General features: G+C 57.4%; 13 protein-coding genes and 6 tRNA genes. All 19 read right to left on the bottom strand.

Features of this window, described 5'->3' with window-relative positions; translation table 11 throughout:
• Positions 1-200: 200 nt before the first annotated feature.
• The gene (gene nrdD / locus AAAX36_RS00245) at positions 201-2,423 is read right to left on the bottom strand and encodes an anaerobic ribonucleoside-triphosphate reductase (RefSeq protein ID WP_195239173.1); all 2,223 of its coding nucleotides are present in this window, start codon (positions 2,421-2,423) and stop codon (positions 201-203) included.
• A 674-nt stretch (positions 2,424-3,097) separates the two neighbouring features.
• Positions 3,098-4,297 (bottom strand): MFS transporter, encoded by a 1,200-nt coding sequence (locus tag AAAX36_RS00240; protein ID WP_349073645.1) that lies wholly within the window; start codon positions 4,295-4,297, stop codon positions 3,098-3,100.
• Positions 4,298-4,370: 73 nt separating this feature from the next.
• Positions 4,371-5,483 (bottom strand): butyrate kinase, encoded by a 1,113-nt coding sequence (buk, locus tag AAAX36_RS00235; RefSeq protein ID WP_349073644.1) that lies wholly within the window; start codon positions 5,481-5,483, stop codon positions 4,371-4,373.
• A 3-nt stretch (positions 5,484-5,486) separates the two neighbouring features.
• Positions 5,487-6,494 carry a phosphate acyltransferase gene (locus AAAX36_RS00230; RefSeq protein WP_349073643.1) on the bottom strand — a complete coding sequence of 336 codons (1,008 nt, stop codon included), beginning with the start codon at positions 6,492-6,494 and terminating at the stop codon, positions 5,487-5,489.
• Positions 6,495-6,499: 5 nt separating this feature from the next.
• Positions 6,500-6,733 carry an acyl carrier protein gene (locus AAAX36_RS00225; protein WP_055251381.1) on the bottom strand — a complete coding sequence of 78 codons (234 nt, stop codon included), beginning with the start codon at positions 6,731-6,733 and terminating at the stop codon, positions 6,500-6,502.
• A 103-nt stretch (positions 6,734-6,836) separates the two neighbouring features.
• The gene (locus tag AAAX36_RS00220; protein ID WP_117583871.1) at positions 6,837-7,259 is read right to left on the bottom strand and encodes a hypothetical protein; all 423 of its coding nucleotides are present in this window, start codon (positions 7,257-7,259) and stop codon (positions 6,837-6,839) included.
• Positions 7,260-7,297: 38 nt separating this feature from the next.
• A complete protein-coding gene (locus AAAX36_RS00215; RefSeq protein WP_349073642.1) occupies positions 7,298-8,584 on the bottom strand; it encodes a thiolase family protein in 1,287 nt (428 codons plus the stop codon).
• A gap of 321 nt (positions 8,585-8,905) precedes the next feature.
• A complete protein-coding gene (locus AAAX36_RS00210) occupies positions 8,906-9,523 on the bottom strand; it encodes a TetR-like C-terminal domain-containing protein (protein ID WP_349073641.1) in 618 nt (205 codons plus the stop codon).
• A gap of 28 nt (positions 9,524-9,551) precedes the next feature.
• Positions 9,552-10,190 carry a 4'-phosphopantetheinyl transferase superfamily protein gene (locus tag AAAX36_RS00205; RefSeq protein WP_349073640.1) on the bottom strand — a complete coding sequence of 213 codons (639 nt, stop codon included), beginning with the start codon at positions 10,188-10,190 and terminating at the stop codon, positions 9,552-9,554.
• A gap of 147 nt (positions 10,191-10,337) precedes the next feature.
• Positions 10,338-10,412: transfer RNA gene (locus tag AAAX36_RS00200), tRNA-Val, on the bottom strand.
• Between the two features lie 3 nt (positions 10,413-10,415).
• Positions 10,416-10,491: transfer RNA gene (locus AAAX36_RS00195), tRNA-Gly, on the bottom strand.
• A gap of 130 nt (positions 10,492-10,621) precedes the next feature.
• A tRNA-Gly gene (locus AAAX36_RS00190) sits at positions 10,622-10,697 on the bottom strand.
• 42 nt (positions 10,698-10,739) lie between these two features.
• Positions 10,740-10,813 (bottom strand) — tRNA-Cys (locus AAAX36_RS00185).
• A 35-nt stretch (positions 10,814-10,848) separates the two neighbouring features.
• Positions 10,849-10,924, bottom strand: a tRNA-Gly gene (locus tag AAAX36_RS00180).
• Between the two features lie 105 nt (positions 10,925-11,029).
• The gene (locus tag AAAX36_RS00175; protein ID WP_349073639.1) at positions 11,030-11,776 is read right to left on the bottom strand and encodes an anti-sigma factor antagonist; all 747 of its coding nucleotides are present in this window, start codon (positions 11,774-11,776) and stop codon (positions 11,030-11,032) included.
• Between the two features lie 81 nt (positions 11,777-11,857).
• Positions 11,858-14,203 carry a SpoIIE family protein phosphatase gene (locus AAAX36_RS00170; protein WP_349073638.1) on the bottom strand — a complete coding sequence of 782 codons (2,346 nt, stop codon included), beginning with the start codon at positions 14,201-14,203 and terminating at the stop codon, positions 11,858-11,860.
• 59 nt (positions 14,204-14,262) lie between these two features.
• Positions 14,263-14,352 (bottom strand) — tRNA-Leu (locus tag AAAX36_RS00165).
• Positions 14,353-14,943: 591 nt separating this feature from the next.
• Positions 14,944-15,972: a dipeptide ABC transporter ATP-binding protein gene (locus AAAX36_RS00160; RefSeq protein WP_349073637.1), complete on the bottom strand. Its 1,029-nt coding sequence runs from the start codon at positions 15,970-15,972 to the stop codon at positions 14,944-14,946.
• Positions 15,972-17,063 carry an ABC transporter ATP-binding protein gene (locus AAAX36_RS00155; protein ID WP_022094887.1) on the bottom strand — a complete coding sequence of 364 codons (1,092 nt, stop codon included), beginning with the start codon at positions 17,061-17,063 and terminating at the stop codon, positions 15,972-15,974. Before AAAX36_RS00155 ends, AAAX36_RS00160 begins: the two co-directional genes overlap by 1 nt.

Raw genomic sequence — 17,063 nt, 5'->3', positions numbered from 1 at the left:
AACTTCGAGGAGTGAGCAGGCTGCGCGCTGCATCTCATCTACGTCATCTTGGCTGAACCGAGAGGGCCGCTTGGGCTTTTGCTCGATATGAGTTCCGCACGCAAAGAAGGCCACTTAATGTGGCCTTCGTCTTGCGCAGGACTGTCCGAAATAGCGAGCAAAAGCCCAAGCGGCCCTCTCGGTTCAGCCCCGGAGCGGTATTAGAGATGCAGCACGCGGTCGCGGATCTCCTCGGTTCGACCCTGGTTCCAGAACTGGGTACCGATGTAGCCGCACGTACGACGAGCGACATTCATCTTCTCCTGGTCGCGGTTGCCGCAGTTGGGGCACTCCCACACCAGCTTGCCATCGTCCTCGACAATCTTGATCTCACCGTCGTAGCCGCACACCTGGCAGTAGTCGCTCTTGGTGTTGAGCTCGGCGTACATGATGTTGTCGTAGATGTACTGCATCACGCGAATGACAGCCTTAAGGTTGTCCTGCATGTTGGGAACCTCGACGTAGGAGATGGCACCGCCCGGCGAAAGCTGCTGGAACATACCCTCGAACTTGAGCTTGTCGAATGCGTCGATCTCCTCGGACACATGGACGTGATAGCTGTTGGTAATGTAGCCCTTGTCCGTCACGCCCGGGATAATGCCAAAACGGCGCTGCAGGCACTTGGCAAACTTGTAGGTCGTCGACTCAAGCGGGGTGCCGTACAGTGAGAAGTCGATATCGCTTTCGGCCTTCCACTCGGCGCACTTGTCGTTCATGTGCTGCATGACGGCCATGGCAAACGGCGTGCCCTCCTTCTCGGTGTGGCTGTGACCCGTCATGTACTTGACGCACTCATACAGGCCGGCATAGCCCAGGCTGATCGTAGAGTATCCGCCCACGAGCAGCTTGTCGATCGTCTCGCCCTTCTTCAGACGCGCCAGGGCGCCGTATTGCCAAAGAATCGGCGCGGCGTCAGAAAGTGTACCCATCAGGCGCTCATGACGGCACAGCAGGGCACGGTGGCACAGCTCAAGGCGCTCATCGAAGATCTTCCAGAACTTGTCCATATCCTGGTGCGAGCTCAGTGCGACATCAGGCAGGTTGATGGTCACAACGCCCTGGTTAAAGCGACCATAGTACTTGGGCTTGTTCGGGTCGTAGTTCAGCGCGTTGGCAACGTTGTTAAAACCGTTGCCCGAGCGGTCGGGCGTCAGGAAACTGCGGCAACCCATGCAGGTGTAGCAATCGCCGTTGCCGGCGGTCTCGCCCTTAGACAGCTTGAGCTCGCGCATCTTCTTCTCGGAGATGTAATCGGGCACCATGCGCTTGGCGGTGCACTTGGCAGCCAGCTGGGTCAGGTAGAAGTACGGGGAATCCTCGTGAACGTTATCGTCCTCGAGTACATAGATAAGCTTGGGGAATGCCGGGGTAATCCACACGCCGGCCTCGTTCTTAACGCCCTCGTAGCGCTGGCGAAGCGTCTCCTCCACGATCATGGCAAGGTCGTGCTTCTCCTGAGGCGTACGGGCCTCGTTAAGATACATAAAGACCGTCACGAACGGCGCCTGGCCATTGGTGGTCATAAGAGTCACGACCTGATACTGAATCGTCTGGACGCCGCGACGGATCTCGTCACGCAGGCGATCCTCAACGACCTCGCGAACCTTTTCGGGAGATGCGGAAACGCCGAGCTCCTCGAGCTCGCGGGCGACCTCGCCGCGAATCTTCTGACGGCTCACCTCAACAAAGGGGGCAAGATGGGTCAGCGAGATAGACTGGCCGCCGTACTGGGAGGAAGCAACCTGGGCGATAATCTGCGTCGCGATGTTGCAGGCAGTCGAGAAGCTGTGCGGCTTCTCGATCAGCGTGCCCGAGATAACAGTACCGTTCTGGAGCATATCCTCCAGGTTCACCAGGTCGCAGTTATGCATGTGCTGGGCAAAGTAGTCCGAATCATGGAAGTGAATCAGGCCCTCATTGTGAGCATCCACAATCTCCTGGGGCAGCAGCACGCGCTGGGTCAGGTCCTTGGAGATCTCGCCGGCCATATAGTCGCGCTGAACGGAGTTGACGGTCGGGTTCTTGTTGGAGTTCTCCTGCTTGACCTCTTCGTTGTTGCACTCGATCAGCGACAGAATCTTGTCGTCGGTCGTGTTCTTCTGGCGCTTCAGGCTCTGAACATAGCGATAGATGATGTAATGGCGAGCGACCTCGTAGCAGTCGAGACGCATGATCTCGTCCTCGACCAGATCCTGGATCTCCTCGACCGACACGGTGTGACCCGCGTTCTCGCATGCCTCGGCGACGTTTTGTGCCGCGTAAACCACCTGGCGGTCGGTTAGACGAGAGCTCTCCTCGACCTCCAAGTTGGCGGCGCGAATCGCATTGACGATCTTATCGATGTCAAAGACAACCTCGGTGCCGCTGCGCTTGATGATCTTCATCCTCTTGCCTCTTTCGCGTCGTAGCCTCATTGCGCTTCAGAGCCAAACGATGCCCGGCAGGGCTTGCCCCTGTCTTGCGGCGCCGTCGCGCAATCTGTGTTCTCGATAAACCATAGGTCCTCATGCGGACATTCCTCGCGGCCGATCAAGCGGCTCAAAGGCGTGTCCAAATGGGGTGAATAAGGTCCTCGTTCTCTGTCCGCCATCTATCATACGACAAAGACGCATCTATATCCTGTATTCTTTTTTTAGGTCAAACACAACATATAGTGTTTCAGCAGGTCAAAGCAATTGGTCATTTTGCAGACGCATTATAAATGAGGGGTTCTTGGCGAGTCGGTAAAACGTTACCAACACGGCTACCTGCATGGCAGTTATAAAACCCCCTTAGTCAAGCCGCTGACAAATCCTACTAAAACCAAGCCACTCACGCCAAAAGAATCCAAAAGATTATGCTTGACCAACATGTTGCGGTCGAATGCCGGCGGACGGAGCGACGGGACTGCAAACGCTCGGAAGACTGTAGCCCCGGCACCCCGTCCGCCGGCATTCGATAGGCGAGGAGCTATTACTTCTCTTCGCGAGCTATCAAGCCATTGATAGAAAGAGGGCCGCCGGCATATGTCGGCGGCCCCGATAAAACATGATGGGCGGCAAAGCAACTACTCGAGCGGTTACTCCGCCTCGCCGCTGGCCGCCATCTTCTCGGCCTCGGCAAGCTGGGCCGGAGTGAGCTTGCGATACTTAATGGCGCCAAAGACGACACAAGCCGCACAGACGATTATGCCGGCGATGAACTTCTGGTCAATCGTTGCACCAAACGGCGACGTCACGGCCTCAAACACAATGGGAGACAGTGCCATGCCAAAGTTGATGCCCGCCATGCCAATGGCGAGGTTAAACGCACGTCCCTCGGGAGCAGAGTTGCCGGCGGCAAAATTGCCCTCCAGCGGCACGTAGGTCTCCTTGCCCAGCGCAACGACAAAGCCCGCAACGCACAGCACCATAAAGGCGGGCGCAACCAGCGTCAGGCCCAGGCCAACGAGCGTCACGCCCCACGCGATCGGCATCGACAGGTTCTTGAACTTGGCAAACAGCGGGCCCACTAAAAGGCCAGCCGCAATGCCGGCGACCGTCATGACGGTCGAAGCGAGGCCAGCCTCAACAGTGCCGCCAAAGCCGCGACCCACGACAAGCAGCGAGACATTGGAACTAAAGAGCTGGAACGTGAGTACGAACACAAAGCTCATGACCGTGATAATTGCGACCTCTTTGGGCATGTTGGCAAACACGTTGACCTTACGCCTGGGCTCAAGATGACCCTCGGGCAGGCAGACGGCCTCAATGACGATAAACACGATCATGATGAAGTACGCCGCATAGCTGTGGAACCACTCGGCAGAACCCAAGATGCCGGAAACCATCGTCCAGATAATGCCACCCAGTGCAACAAAGGTTGAGTAGATGCCCATGACAAACGAACGCTGCTTGCCACCGAAATAGTCGGCGATCAGAGCGTCGGTCGAGTTCTGCACGGCGCCAAGGCCAAGACCCATCACGGCAGAGGCCGCAAGAACCTGGGCAAGCGAATCGTGGAACACCAGCACCGAGGCGCCGGCGAGCATCACGATAACGTGGCCGACAAGCGTCGTCTTCTTCTTGGATACACGCGAGGCGAGCTGGGAAGACACGAGCATGGCGGACACAGCCATCATGAGCGGAATGATGCCGATGATCATCTGGACGGCAGCGATGTTCTCATTGGGAAACGCCGCCGCAACAGAGGCCACGATGGGGACGGGCACCAACATGCCCATAATGCACATGGCGGCAGCATAAATGCCCACCAGGTACTTGATCTTGGTTTTATCCATGATCCATCCTTACACTTAGAAAAAGGGTCGGAGCGGCCGGACGTCACCATCGGCCGCCCCAAACACAGCACTATCAGTCGTTAAAACCAGTGAACACGGGCTCTCCGCTGTACACGAGCGCTTCCTCGACACCATCGAGCACGCGGCAGGCGCCAGACGCCATCGCCTCGAGCTCAAACTCGCCGGGATAAGCCGACACGGGGGCGATCCAAGAGCAGCATTCCTCAATCGAGGCAACGAGCTCCTTGCTGTGGACCATGCCGCCTCCGAGCAAGATACCGTCGACATCGCCCTTCAGCACACATGCCATCTCGCCAATCCACTTGCAGATTTGGTAGACCATTGCATCCCAGGCGCGAGCTGCGGCCTTATCTCCCGCTGCAGCACGTTCGCACACCTCGATGGCATCGGAGGTACCCAAAAGGTCAACGAAGCCGCCAGTCTTCATGCAATGGGCGCGGGCGACATCAAGACCGTGCTCCGCGGTGTACTTTGCGACCTCGATCGCGGGAACCGATCCGCAGCGCGTCGGCGCCATGGGGCCTTCGCCGCCAACGATGTCGTTGCCGTCGACCATCTTGCCCTTAAGGTGGGCAGAAATCGAAATGCCACCGCCGATATGACAGACAATAAAGTTGCACTCGTCGTATGCGCGACCGAGCTTTGCCGCATGGCGGATGGCGGTCTCTTTGAGATTAAGGGCGTGCAGGTGCACGTTTCGATACACGCCCTTAATGCCCGTCATGCGTGCGAGGTCGCACAGCTCGTCGGTATCGGGAGGATTCACCACAAAGGCGGGCTTGCCACATTTCACGGCAAATTCGTGGGCAATCTGGGGCCCCAGCTGCGCCGGGTGCCGAACGCCATTCGCACCGATGCGGGCATGCTCGAGCATAACCTCGTTGATGGCATACGTACCACCGGGCAGCGAAAGCAAGCCACCACCGCGACCGACAAATGCATCAAAGTCCTCGAGCTTTAGGCCCGCCTCCCCCAGCGCTCCAAGAATCAGATCGCAGCGATACGGCATCTGAGCCGAAACCCCGTCGAACTGGGCAAGGTCCTTCGCATCGTGCGTAACGTTCTTACTGAGCTTGCACTCATCGCCCTCAAAAACGCCCACCTTCGTGGAAGTGGAACCAGGGTTGATTACCAGGACGCGCCAGGGAGTCTTTTTATCGGACATGCCTTAAGCCTCCTTAAGCGCCTGGGCGCGCACGCAGCTCATCACCACGTTGCCGACGATCTCATCGACGGGCGCAGAGCGCGAGCAATCGCACACGATCTTCTTGAAGCCCTGAAGCATGGGGCCGTAAGCGTTGGCGCCGGTCAGATTCTGGATGATCTTGACGCCGATATTGCCCACGTTGATATCGGGCCAGATGACCACGTTAGCTTGGCCTGCAACAGCGGATTCGCGATGAACTTTCTTGGCCGCAACCTTGGGGTTAATCGCCGAATCAAACTGGAACTCGCCGTCGATGGCAAGGTCGGGACGGCGATCGTTGGCAATCTCGAGAGCACGACGTACCTTGTCGACGAGTTCGTTATCCATCGAACCGTCAGTCGAATGCGAAAGCAGCGCGCAACGGATATCCCATCCGGTCAGCGAGCGTACCGTTTCGCTCGACGAAATCGCGATCGAGGCAAGCTCCTCGCTCGTGGGGTCAACGCACACGGCAGAATCGCCAAAAGCCAAAAGGCCACCTTCGCCGCCATTCCAGTTGGGGATGTCGGCGATACCGCACGAGCTCACGGTGTCCACCCCGTCGGCAAGGCCGACGATGGTCTGACCAGCCAGGATAATATCGCCCGTGGCGTTATCGATACCGGCGAACATAACGTCGACATCGCCGAGCACCTGCAAAATCAGGGCGCGCTCAAGCGGACGCGTCATACGGCGCGCAGCGCCCTTGGGCTTAAACTTGCAATCCGGATGAGAAAGGTAGCGCTCGCAGCAAGCGGCGTTCGCCTCCTCGTCGGTCACATCGACAATCTCGATGCCCTCAAGGGAGATGCCACGCTCATCGGCAAGCTCCTTGAGCTTACCGCCGTCGCCGACCAGCACACATTCGGCAAGATGCTCGGCGGCGATCTTTGCGACCGCCTGCATCATGGTCTCGTTTTCGCCCTCGGGAAAAGCAACGCGCATAGGCTTGGCGGCAGCCTGCTCGCGCAGGGTCTGCATCAGGTCCATGGCAGTTACTCCATCTCTTCGGCAGTGCGCTCGATAAGCTCGCCGATGGTCTTCATGACCATGACCTCGCGAACGGGGACCTCGGCATCGAGCTCGTTCTCGATCATGGAGGTCAGAGCGATCATCTTCATCGAGCCCTTGCCCAGGGTCTCAAACGTCGTCTCGGGGGTCACATCGCCGTCATAGTTGTAGGCGGACTTGGCAAAATCGCAGATCTGTTGAGTGAGTTCTTCGTTCATGATGGTGCCTTTCAATCGAAAAAGAGGGGCGACCACGGCGGGCTGGAGACATGGGTCCCGCCGTGGCCTAAGAGAGGAATCGAATTGTTGCAGGGGTGAAAACCTAATCGTCAAGCTCGAACGTAAGCTCTTTATAGCCTGGACGGTCGATAACCTTGGCATGGACGCCAACGGTCTCGCCCGCCATGAGCTTGGCGCGAATCTCGGGGGCCTTCTTCTTGGTAATGCCGTAGATAACGTAGGTGTACTGAGAACCCTCGTCGATATCGACGGCGCCGTAGGCGTACTTGCCATACTCCTTGAGATAGGGCTTGTCGTTCTGCGGACCAGGCAGGGTAAAATCGATCAGATGCCCGTGACCGGAAACCTGGACCCAATCGGTCTTGTGATAGCCGCAGGCATTGCAGGCAAGGTGGGGCGGAAACTCGACGGCTCCGCACTCGGGGCACTGGCGCGCCCAATAGATGCCCTCTTCAAGACCCGTGTAGAACTTCTTGACCACGGGCTCCATATCTTTGAGTTGCATGAGAATACTCCTTATGGGAAATCGAAAACCGCGGTCGCTTAGGCGACGGTACGAAGGATCTGGCAGCGCACGTTCTGAGAACCGCCAAAACCGCGCAGGAAAGCCGTTTCGGGAACCTTCTTCATCTGGGTGGCACCGGCGACGCCACGCATCTGCTTAACGGCCTCGACGATATCGGCGATGCCGGATGCGCCATGGGCGTGACCGAAGTTGCAACGGCCACCGTGCGGGTTGATGGGCTTATCGCCGTCAAAAGCGGTGCGACCATCGATCGCGTACTTCCAGGCCTCGCCGCGCGGAATATAGCCGCACTCCTCGGCCGAGACGATCTCGGAAGCCAGGAAGAAGTCGTTGCACATGAACAGGTCAATCTCATCGGGGCTCACGCCGGTAAGGTCATAGACCTGCTTGGCGGCAAGCTCGGTAGCCCAGTGCTCGTTGTGGAACAGACCGGCCTCGACAGCAGAGGCGCCCGTACCCAGAACCTCAATAGGCGCATACGGCACGCCCATGGCCTTTGCCTTCTCCGTGGGCATTACGACAACAGCGGCGGCGCCGTCGCACTTCTTCTCAAAGCCAGTAACGCGCAGGTACTGCGTAACGCGCGGGTTGTACATGCTCTTGAGATACTCGTCGGCGGTATCGAACCCAGCTGCCTTCGCGTCCTCCTCGACCGTGGTCTCGTACCAGGCAAGGGGATTCAGGACGGCACCGCGGCGAAGGCTCTTGGTAAGGCCGTTCAGGGCATCATCGATCTGATCGGCGGTAAGGTCGTACTGCATCGAATACTCGTTGATCCAGTTGTCGAACGACACGCCAAAGGCGCCGTCGAGCGGACGACCATAAGCGCGGTCATAAATCTTATCGAGCGAGGGGATCATGACGTCGAGCGTAAAGTCCTGACGAATATGGGAGGGCATGTGCTCAACGGGAAGAGTCGAAGCCAAATCGCAGGCACCCGTAAGGACAACATCGTAGGCACCGGAGGCGACTGCCATCACGGCCTGCTCAAGGGCGACGTAGCCCGTGCAGCAAGCCTCGGAATGATGGACAGAGCCCTTGGCACGAACGCCAAACCAATCGGCAACCTGCATGTTGGGGGTAATGCAATCGCCAACGAGATACGGATTGGCGCTGCCGTGATAGAAAAAGTCGATATCGCGGGGCTCAAGACCGGCATCGGCAATTGCCTCGAGAGCCGCATAGCCAAACGCCTCGCCCTCGCCAATACCCTGGGTCTCGGGATGCTCCTCAAAATCCTTGAACGGGGTGCAGCCTACGCCTACAATCGAGACGCTGCGCATGTTCTTTCCGAGCGTAACCACTGAATATCACATCCTAATCATGTGAAGGTGTACGGAATGATGGCGCAGTCCAGCCGCGAGCGAAGGTGAGAGAACGCTCGCGGCTTTTCTGTGCCGTCACACGTTGAACTACTGCAGTGGTTCTTTTGAACGTAGCTTTAGTTTACGAGGGGTTAAACGAAACGCGTGAGACAAAAAGCCCCGATGTGTCCCATCATATGGGACACATCGGGGCTAGGCGGTCCAAATAGCAGATAAATGGCCATACTTAAATCGATTCATAGGGCCGGATTACTCTGAATCCGCAACCTATGCAACCGTTCATCCCTAAAAATCAGCCGTTCACCCGAGCGGCTTTTCAAAATCGGGGATACGTAGGTGCCAACGGCGCGAGGCGTCGTCGACAAACAACGGCGCATAGAACATGCGATTGAGCGCGGCGGCAACGGTGCGCGCCTCCAAATCGGGACGGACCTCGAGCCAGTACTGGATAAGGTTATGGTGACCCGCGAGAGCGAAAGCCAGATACAGGTCAAGATCGGTCTCGTCAGAAAACGTTGAGCGCAGACGGTCGCGAAAATACTCATGCATAAAAACCGTAGCCTTATGCGTGAACACGGGGTCCCCGTTTTCACTGTTGAGCGCGAGCACCTTCGAACGATTGCGCTGCAGGATCTCCATACGCTTAATCATCGTCGGCGTCGGATCGAGCTGAGCGTCACCAAAGCGCGCCTCAAGGGCAACGTCGTTAATCTCTTGCATGTTGTGGAGCAGATCGTCCTCAAATCGCTTAACAACGTCGTCAACAGAACGATAGCAGCGGTAAAACGTCGATTTCGAGGTGTGCGCGAGCCTCAGCACATCGGTCACCTTGATCGCCTGCACCGGCGTCGTCCCCATAAGTTCAAAGACGGCATCCTCGATCCGTGAAGCGATATCGTTTTGAGCGTTCAGCGGCATAGCGGCCTCCCCTATTAGCGATTGGCTCCTATGCTACCCGAAAGGTATGCTCCCTGAGGACGATACGAGGCATAGAGCGCGCCGCACAAGAGATGACGCAGCGACCGTATGTCACCGACGAAGTATTCCATCCACCGGGCATGCCATCTTTGCGAGGGTCAATCGAAAACCCGACGCCTTCAGCCTTGAGGATGGCCTCGATACGCGTCCACGTCTGACTCAGGCGAAGATTGCGTTCTTGCAAATTGGGGGCAGCGTTAATCCACACGCGCTCGTCGTCGTTTGCCATACGCCCAACCGCAACGGGGGCAATCTCATCGATCGCCTCGATATCCACGCCAATAGGTCCTCCGACCGACCGAGCAACATCGGAAACAGCGAGGACGGCCACGCTTCCGCCATGTGAAATGGAAATAGAGGGGGCCTCCCCATCCGCAAGCTCGATCTTGCCGAAAGCAGAACACGCAAGCTGGGTGTCGTCGAAGACACCCAGGGCGTCGCGAAGAAGCAGACCCACGCCTGCAGCTTCTCTCCGAGACGCAATTGGGAAATCCCCATTGGAGGCACGTAAGGCATAGCGTCCCGCGATTGATGCCATATCAACGGTCTCGCCGGGATCGATCGCTGAAACGTCAACGAGATGCACGGTTATGTTCAAAATGGTCAACCCCCACTCGATTGAGATGACAAGGCTAAACAGACGCTCAGAACCACTCTTTCATGAATTGAGATACCTTTTGCCGGCGATTTGGCGACTCATTTGGTGACCAAAACAAAAACAGCTCAGAGACTAAGCCTCTGAGCTGCGAACATTTGGTGGGCGTTAGAAGATTTGAACTTCTGACCTCTTCCGTGTCAGGGAAGCGCTCTCCCCCTGAGCTAAACGCCCAAATGGAGCGGACAACGGGGCTCGAACCCGCGACCCCAACCTTGGCAAGGTTGTGCTCTACCAACTGAGCCATGTCCGCCTGCAAGGATTTAATATACGGGATGATCCACCCTAATGCAAGAACTATTTTCGAATAATTTGAAAAAAGTTCGAGCCCAGGCGATGGGTACGAAAAAGCCCGGCTACCGTAGTAGCCGGGCTGTTGCGCTTGGAGCGGACAACGGGGCTCGAACCCGCGACCCCAACCTTGGCAAGGTTGTGCTCTACCAACTGAGCCATGTCCGCATATGTAAAACAAAACGGGCGCCGGAGCGCCCGGATGTTGCCTGGAGGCGAAGCCCGGATTCGAACCGGGGGTAAAGGCTTTGCAGGCCTCTGCCTTACCACTTGGCCACTTCGCCGAAAAAGGACCGCTTGAGACGGTCCGGAAATGCAATGGAGCGGACAACGGGGCTCGAACCCGCGACCCCAACCTTGGCAAGGTTGTGCTCTACCAACTGAGCCATGTCCGCTTGCGGGTTATTAATTTACGCGAGTTGTCCTAAAGACGCAAGTACTTTTTTCAAAAAAGTTGCTCGAAGCAAGTTCATGCAGGTAAATAATGCCAAGCCAAGACCCTAAGCGCACGATTCCAATGCCGAGCTATACAGCTTCACCATCCGAACACGTGTGCCGGCGCCATCCGTACGACGGGCAACTTCCACATTATCGACGAGCATACGCATAAGCTTGATACCGCGTCCGCGTTCCTCGGATGCCACCGGCTCGCTCGCCCCATCGATAGAATAGCCTACGCCACGATCAAGCACCTCGAGCACAACACGGTCCCCATAGGCCTGAACCGTCAGGATGCAGCCAACACCGCCCGCATGGTCATATGCGTTACCCAATGCCTCCCCCAACGCCAATGCGACGTCATAGCGTTCATCACGCCTCAGGGGAAGTGATTCGAGGAGCTCGACCACACGGTGCCGATAATACGGGAGATTCTCGATGCCTCGCCGCACTTCGACGCTCTTGCTCCATCGCGGCAACTCCCCCACCGGAATGGCGGGAATCGACTCACGCGCCGGGCCCGCAACATGAAGGATGTCGACAAGTCGGGCAATTTCCAAAAAGCGAACGACCTCATCGGAGGCGTTAACGAGCGAAAGCAGTCCCTCATGCCTCATAAGCTCTCTAGCACGTGTAAGCAAAAACGCCAAACCCGTCGAGTCGATAAAACCCACGGTCTGGCAATTGATGACAACACGTCGCACGCCCCGGTCGATCAAATTATCCAACCGTCGGCGCAGTGCGGGCACCGAGGCGATGTCGATATCGCCCGGTGGCGTCAAAACCGCTATGTCATTCCACTCATTCATACGACCATGGTTCCCCAAAAGAGCTCGCTCGATGCACACGTATCTGCAACCGCGCAGATTTCGCCCGTCAGGCGTCGTGACCTACGATCGACCCCGTAAAAACTCAAGGGAAACCAGCGCGATGTCATCGTTCAGCGCCGACTCGGTAAAGCGGTCAAGCTCGCCCAAGACCTTGCCGCAGATTCCCGATACGCCCTCACCCGAGACAGAGAGCAGAAGGTCACGAAGGCGCTGCTCGCCAAAGAAAGCACCCGAGCGATCACGTGCTTCGATTGTTCCGTCGGTATACATAAATAGCATGTCACCAGGAGCGAACGTAAACACGCCCGTCTCGTACACCATGCTCTCAAAGGCACCGATCACGCCCGATTGGCACCCAAGGAGCTCCACTTCTCCGCCTCGGGCTTCACCGCCACCAAGCGGCGTCGACGACGGCCTAATGACCATAGTGGGAGGATGCCCCGCAGAGCAATAGGTTGCGCGACCCGCTTTAAGATCGATCTTGGCGATAAACGCCGTCACAAACGTCTCGGCCCTCGAAAAGCCCATGAGCATGCTATTGAGCGAGCGTGCCATACGGGCAGGCCCCGCACCCTCCCAGGCATAGGCCGTCAGCGCTGTCTTGACGAGCGCCGACATCGACGCCGCCTCGATTCCCTTGCCGGATACATCGCCCAAAATCATAACGGCGCAATCGTCGGGAAGTCGGACAAGCGTATAGAAGTCACCGCCGACCAACGCAGAATTCGTTGCCGATAGATATACCGAATCGGTTGCAATGCCCGGAACGTCACCAAGCGAATTTCTCATGCCAATCTGAAGCGTCTGAGCGATATGACGCTCTTCGCGCTTTTGAGACTCGCCTTCATAGATCAGCTCAAAGTCATGCGCCAGATGCACCAGGTAGTCGTATTCAAGGTCGTCAATTGGTTCTTGGCTGCCATCGCGGAGCAGCAATGCGCGCGTCGTCGGTCCCTTGGCAACGTCGGCGGGAACGATTGCATCGTTGTTCCGCCGACCGCCGCCCTCCGAACGAACGCGTCCCGCCTCGAAGCCGGAATCGACATAGAGGCCCTGGCACGGCAGGCCATGAGCCCTCAACCATCCGCCCATAGGCATGGATTCGTCGACGCGGGTCAAGCGCACATGCTTAAGATCATCAGCACTCGCACCGCCCAGCACCGACGGCTCAAAACCATCGGAAGCGACCCCCAAACGCGCAGCCGGTGCGGTGGTGGAAAAGAAGAGCGACTCCGGATCGCCCGGCAACGCCACACGACTGCCGCCCTCAAAATCGATGACATAGGCGTCAAGACTCGCGTCATATTCCACGGGGCAGAAATGACAATTGAGCACCGCGCAGATTTCCGTCGACACCGCTCGCGAAGCGGCAACAGGATCATCGAGATAGGTAAACAGTTCGTCGCGCAGCAAATTGAGTGAGCGACCGAGCTCCGCCGTGCGGCGCGAACGTAAGCTCGACGCCATGCCGACCAGCTGAATAGACAGGTAATCGCAAATGACCTCGAGCACGTTAACGTCATAGGCAAGTGGCGCCTGGGGGCGTTTCCAGCCAACTTCCAACACGCCAAGGACCTGCGTGCCGTAAAACACGGGAAGACAGATCTCGCTGCGATACGGGGGCATATCCTGCACGCGCAGCAAGTGCTTGGAACGATTGTCCAAATCCATGAACATACCCGAAGCAACCCGGTCGCCCTCAAGGTCCTGCTGAATCGACAGGCGACAGGCACGCGACTCGCGAAGCACGTAGGTCGGAATGCCCGCGCCGTACGGCAGAAATTCGGGCAGATAGCTGTCCTCAAGCTCCTTAGAAACACCGCGGAGCTTAAAGCCGCCGCTCTCGGAAAAATAGATAGCCGCACCGGAGGCATCGAGCGTTCCAACGAGCTGATTCAAAACGGTATCGAGCAAGCTGGGGAGCTCATCGGAGTCCACGGTACTCATAATGACCGAAAGGGTACCCGAAAGGCGTTTATTCGCCACCCTAAGCTCCGATAGCGCACGTTTGAGCTGACGATCGTGGGAATACTGCTCTTCGATGCTGTGAAGCGCCACCAGGACACGCGGTGCACGACGTCCAAAGATACGCGGAGGCGTAACGGAACCTGCGCGAACCAAGACGGGAATAAAAGACCCGTCGCTCAGCTTGAGCATCAGCTCGCTCTCGGAGCCATCGGTCTCAAACGGCAGACGATGTTCGGTCGCGCGCTCAAAGGCAGACGAGTACAGAACGTCTTTGACATCACCGCTGATGACGTCAGCGCGTTCCTCGCACATCAGGTCGAGCAAACGATTATTCACATGCAGAATGGTTCCGTCGAGCTCACAGATGATGACAGCATCGCTCGTGATCTCGACCAGTTGGGCAACGTCTGCCCACTCGTTGCGCTCAAGCGTTTCCATCGTGGACCTCACCGTCTATCGGTAACAAAAAAGCCTCCGAAGAGGCTTCTCAAATGCGATGGTGTCGGAGGCGGGACTTGAACCCGCATGACCAAAAAGCGGTCACTAGCACCTCAAGCTAGCGCGTCTGCCAATTCCGCCACTCCGACATGCTATGTTGTTGATTCGCAGTTCGTTTTGTTGGACCCGCGCGTTCAACGAGGAAGATAATAACCTATGATTCGAGAACTGTGCAAGCACTTTTTTGAAAAAAGTTTACGAATTTGTAAATGAGCAGGTAGATCTATATGTCCGGTCCCGAATCGGTGTTGCCTCCCGGCGCGTCCTCGGGCATGAGCGATATTTTGCTGCGCACTTCGTGCTGCAAAATATCGCTCCCCCTGCGGAATGCGCCGGGAGGCAACACCGATTCGGGACCTACAAACACATTCTCCAGGCACCGTTCTCAAACATGTTCTGGGGGCTGATGCAAATTTAGTGGCTCGGCTTTGCCGAGCCACTATATAAGGAGGCCGGAGCTAAAGCTCCGGCCTCGCTTAATTTCTCATTAATTTAAGTGAGCGCTCAGGGAGTCGCACTCCCCCTGCCGAGTTACCGCAGGGCCCGCCCTGTTGTTACTTTTCAGAACATCCCGCAGGACGGAGGAAGCCCCGCAGCGCGTAGCGCGCAGCAGGGCTTCCGACATGTCCGAGGACGTTCTGAAAAGTAACAACAGGGCGGACCCGGACGAGAACAACCGACTACAGGTCGATGTGCGATTCCTTGATCGGGAACGGCTCGGCAAAGTGGCAGGCGCAGCAGTGGCCCGGGGCAACTTCCTTAAAATCAGGAAGCTTCTCGGAGCAGATACCCTGAGCGATCGGGCAGCGCGTGTGGAAACGGCAGCCGGTCGGCGGATCCAGCGGTGACGGCGGATCGCCGGCGAGGATGATGCGCTTGCGGGTCTTCTGGATATCAGGATCGGGCACCGGCACGGCAGACAGCAGCGACTGCGTGTACGGATGGTGAGGCTCGCTGTAGAGCGTCTTCCAGTCCGAAACCTCGACCATCTTACCCAGGTACATAACGGCAACGCGATCGGAGATGTGCTGCACGACGGAGAGGTCGTGAGCAATGAAGAGATAAGCAGTACCGAACTTATCCTGAAGCTCCTTCAGCAGGTTCAAAACCTGGGCCTGAATGGAAACGTCAAGTGCAGAGACAGGCTCGTCGCAGATGATCAGCTTGGGCTTCAGAGCGAACGCGCGGGCAATGCCGACACGCTGACGCTGACCGCCGGAGAACTCGTGCGGATAGCGGTTGATGTGCTCGGGGTTCAGACCGACGACGTCCAGCAGCTCGCGGACACGCTCAATACGCTCCTCCTTGGTGCCCACGCCGTGAATGGTCATGGGCTCGGAGACGATCTCGCCGATGGTCATACGAGGGTTGAGCGAAGCATAGGGATCCTGGAAGATAAACTGCATCTCGCGACGCATGTCCTTGATCTCATGTTTGCTCATCTCGGCAACATCTTTGCCCTGGAAGAACACCTTACCGGCGGTCGGCTTGGTCAAGCGCATGATGGTGCGACCCGTCGTGGACTTACCGCAACCAGACTCACCAACCAGACCAAAGGTCTCGCCAGGATAAATCTCAAAAGAGATGTCATTTACAGCAGAGACGACACGCTTGGAAAAACGCTTGGCGAACATGCCGGACTCAGCGGGGAACTCCTTAGAGAGGTGCTCGACCTTCAGCAACGGAGTACGCTCGTTGGTATCTGCCATTACGCCTCGCCTCCCTTCTTGGAATCCTTGCGCGTACGGGACGTCTCAGGAGCGTTCTTGAGAAACTCGGGGTCACCGGAGTAGTGGCATGCAGAGTAATGACCAGACTCGGTGACAACGCGCTCGGGGCGCTGCTTGCGGCACTTATCGGTCGCATAGGGACAACGAGGCGAGAACACGCAGCCCTCGGGCAGGTTCATGAGCGAAGGCGGGTTGCCGTGAATCGGCGTAAGCGGCTTCTTCTCTTCGATGGCCTGCTCCGGGATGGAGCGGATAAGGCCCCAGGTGTAGGGGTGGCGGCTCTCGTAGAAGATTTCCTCAGCAGTACCGAACTCGACGGGACGGCCGGCGTACATAACCATGATCTTGTCGGCCATGTCGGCGACGACGCCCAGGTCATGGGTAATCATGATGATGGCGTTGCCGTTCTTCTCCTGCATTTCCTGCATAAGCTCAATAATCTGAGCCTGGATGGTAACGTCCAGAGCCGTCGTGGGCTCGTCGGCAATCAGAATATCGGGATCGCAGGCAAGAGCCATGGCAATCATGACGCGCTGACGCATACCGCCAGAGAACTGGTGCGGATACTCGTTGACGCGCTTCTCGGGCTCGGGAATACCAACGAGGTCCAAAAGCTCGGTGGCACGCTTGAGCGCCTCCTGCTTGGAGTAGCCACGGTGCAGACGAAGGCCCTCGCCCACCTGCTTGCCGATCTTATAAACCGGGTTCAAGGAGGTCATAGGATCCTGGAAGATCATCGCGATATCGTTGCCGCGAATGTGCTGCATCTCTTCCTCGGTCATCTCGAGGATGGAGCGGCCGCGATAGCGAACGTCACCGCCCTCGATCTTTCCCGGAGGCATCGAGATAAGGCCCATGATGGTCATGGCGGTCACGGACTTACCGGAGCCGGATTCACCGACGACGCCCAGGGTCTCGCCGCGATCGAGCGTGTAGGAGACACCGTCGACAGCACGAACGACGCCATCCTCGGTGTGGAAATACATCTTAAGGTCATCGACCTCGAGCAGATGCTGGCCCTCGGGAACCGGCTGGTCCTTCAGGTCCACATAGTTCTTGTTCTTCTTCAT

This window comes from Collinsella sp. CLA-ER-H10, assembly GCF_040092475.1.
Lineage (GTDB): Bacteria > Actinomycetota > Coriobacteriia > Coriobacteriales > Coriobacteriaceae > Collinsella.
The sequence above is the reverse complement of the archived record's forward strand: the minus strand, read 5'-3'. Positions and strand labels throughout refer to the sequence as shown.

What these genes read in the sequence shown, in the direction of transcription:
- AAAX36_RS00160 (WP_349073637.1), bottom strand. Translation starts at nt 15,972, where the DNA reads ATGGCAGATACCAACGAGCGTACTCCGTTGCTGAAGGTCGAGCACCTC.
- AAAX36_RS00240 (WP_349073645.1), bottom strand. Translation starts at nt 4,297, where the DNA reads ATGGATAAAACCAAGATCAAGTACCTGGTGGGCATTTATGCTGCCGCC.
- AAAX36_RS00170 (WP_349073638.1), bottom strand. Translation starts at nt 14,203, where the DNA reads ATGGAAACGCTTGAGCGCAACGAGTGGGCAGACGTTGCCCAACTGGTC.
- AAAX36_RS00175 (WP_349073639.1), bottom strand. Translation starts at nt 11,776, where the DNA reads ATGAATGAGTGGAATGACATAGCGGTTTTGACGCCACCGGGCGATATC.
- AAAX36_RS00220 (WP_117583871.1), bottom strand. Translation starts at nt 7,259, where the DNA reads ATGCAACTCAAAGATATGGAGCCCGTGGTCAAGAAGTTCTACACGGGT.
- buk (WP_349073644.1), bottom strand. Translation starts at nt 5,483, where the DNA reads ATGTCCGATAAAAAGACTCCCTGGCGCGTCCTGGTAATCAACCCTGGT.
- AAAX36_RS00230 (WP_349073643.1), bottom strand. Translation starts at nt 6,494, where the DNA reads ATGGACCTGATGCAGACCCTGCGCGAGCAGGCTGCCGCCAAGCCTATG.
- AAAX36_RS00210 (WP_349073641.1), bottom strand. Translation starts at nt 9,523, where the DNA reads ATGCCGCTGAACGCTCAAAACGATATCGCTTCACGGATCGAGGATGCC.
- nrdD (WP_195239173.1), bottom strand. Translation starts at nt 2,423, where the DNA reads ATGAAGATCATCAAGCGCAGCGGCACCGAGGTTGTCTTTGACATCGAT.
- AAAX36_RS00155 (WP_022094887.1), bottom strand. Translation starts at nt 17,063, where the DNA reads ATGAAGAAGAACAAGAACTATGTGGACCTGAAGGACCAGCCGGTTCCC.
- AAAX36_RS00225 (WP_055251381.1), bottom strand. Translation starts at nt 6,733, where the DNA reads ATGAACGAAGAACTCACTCAACAGATCTGCGATTTTGCCAAGTCCGCC.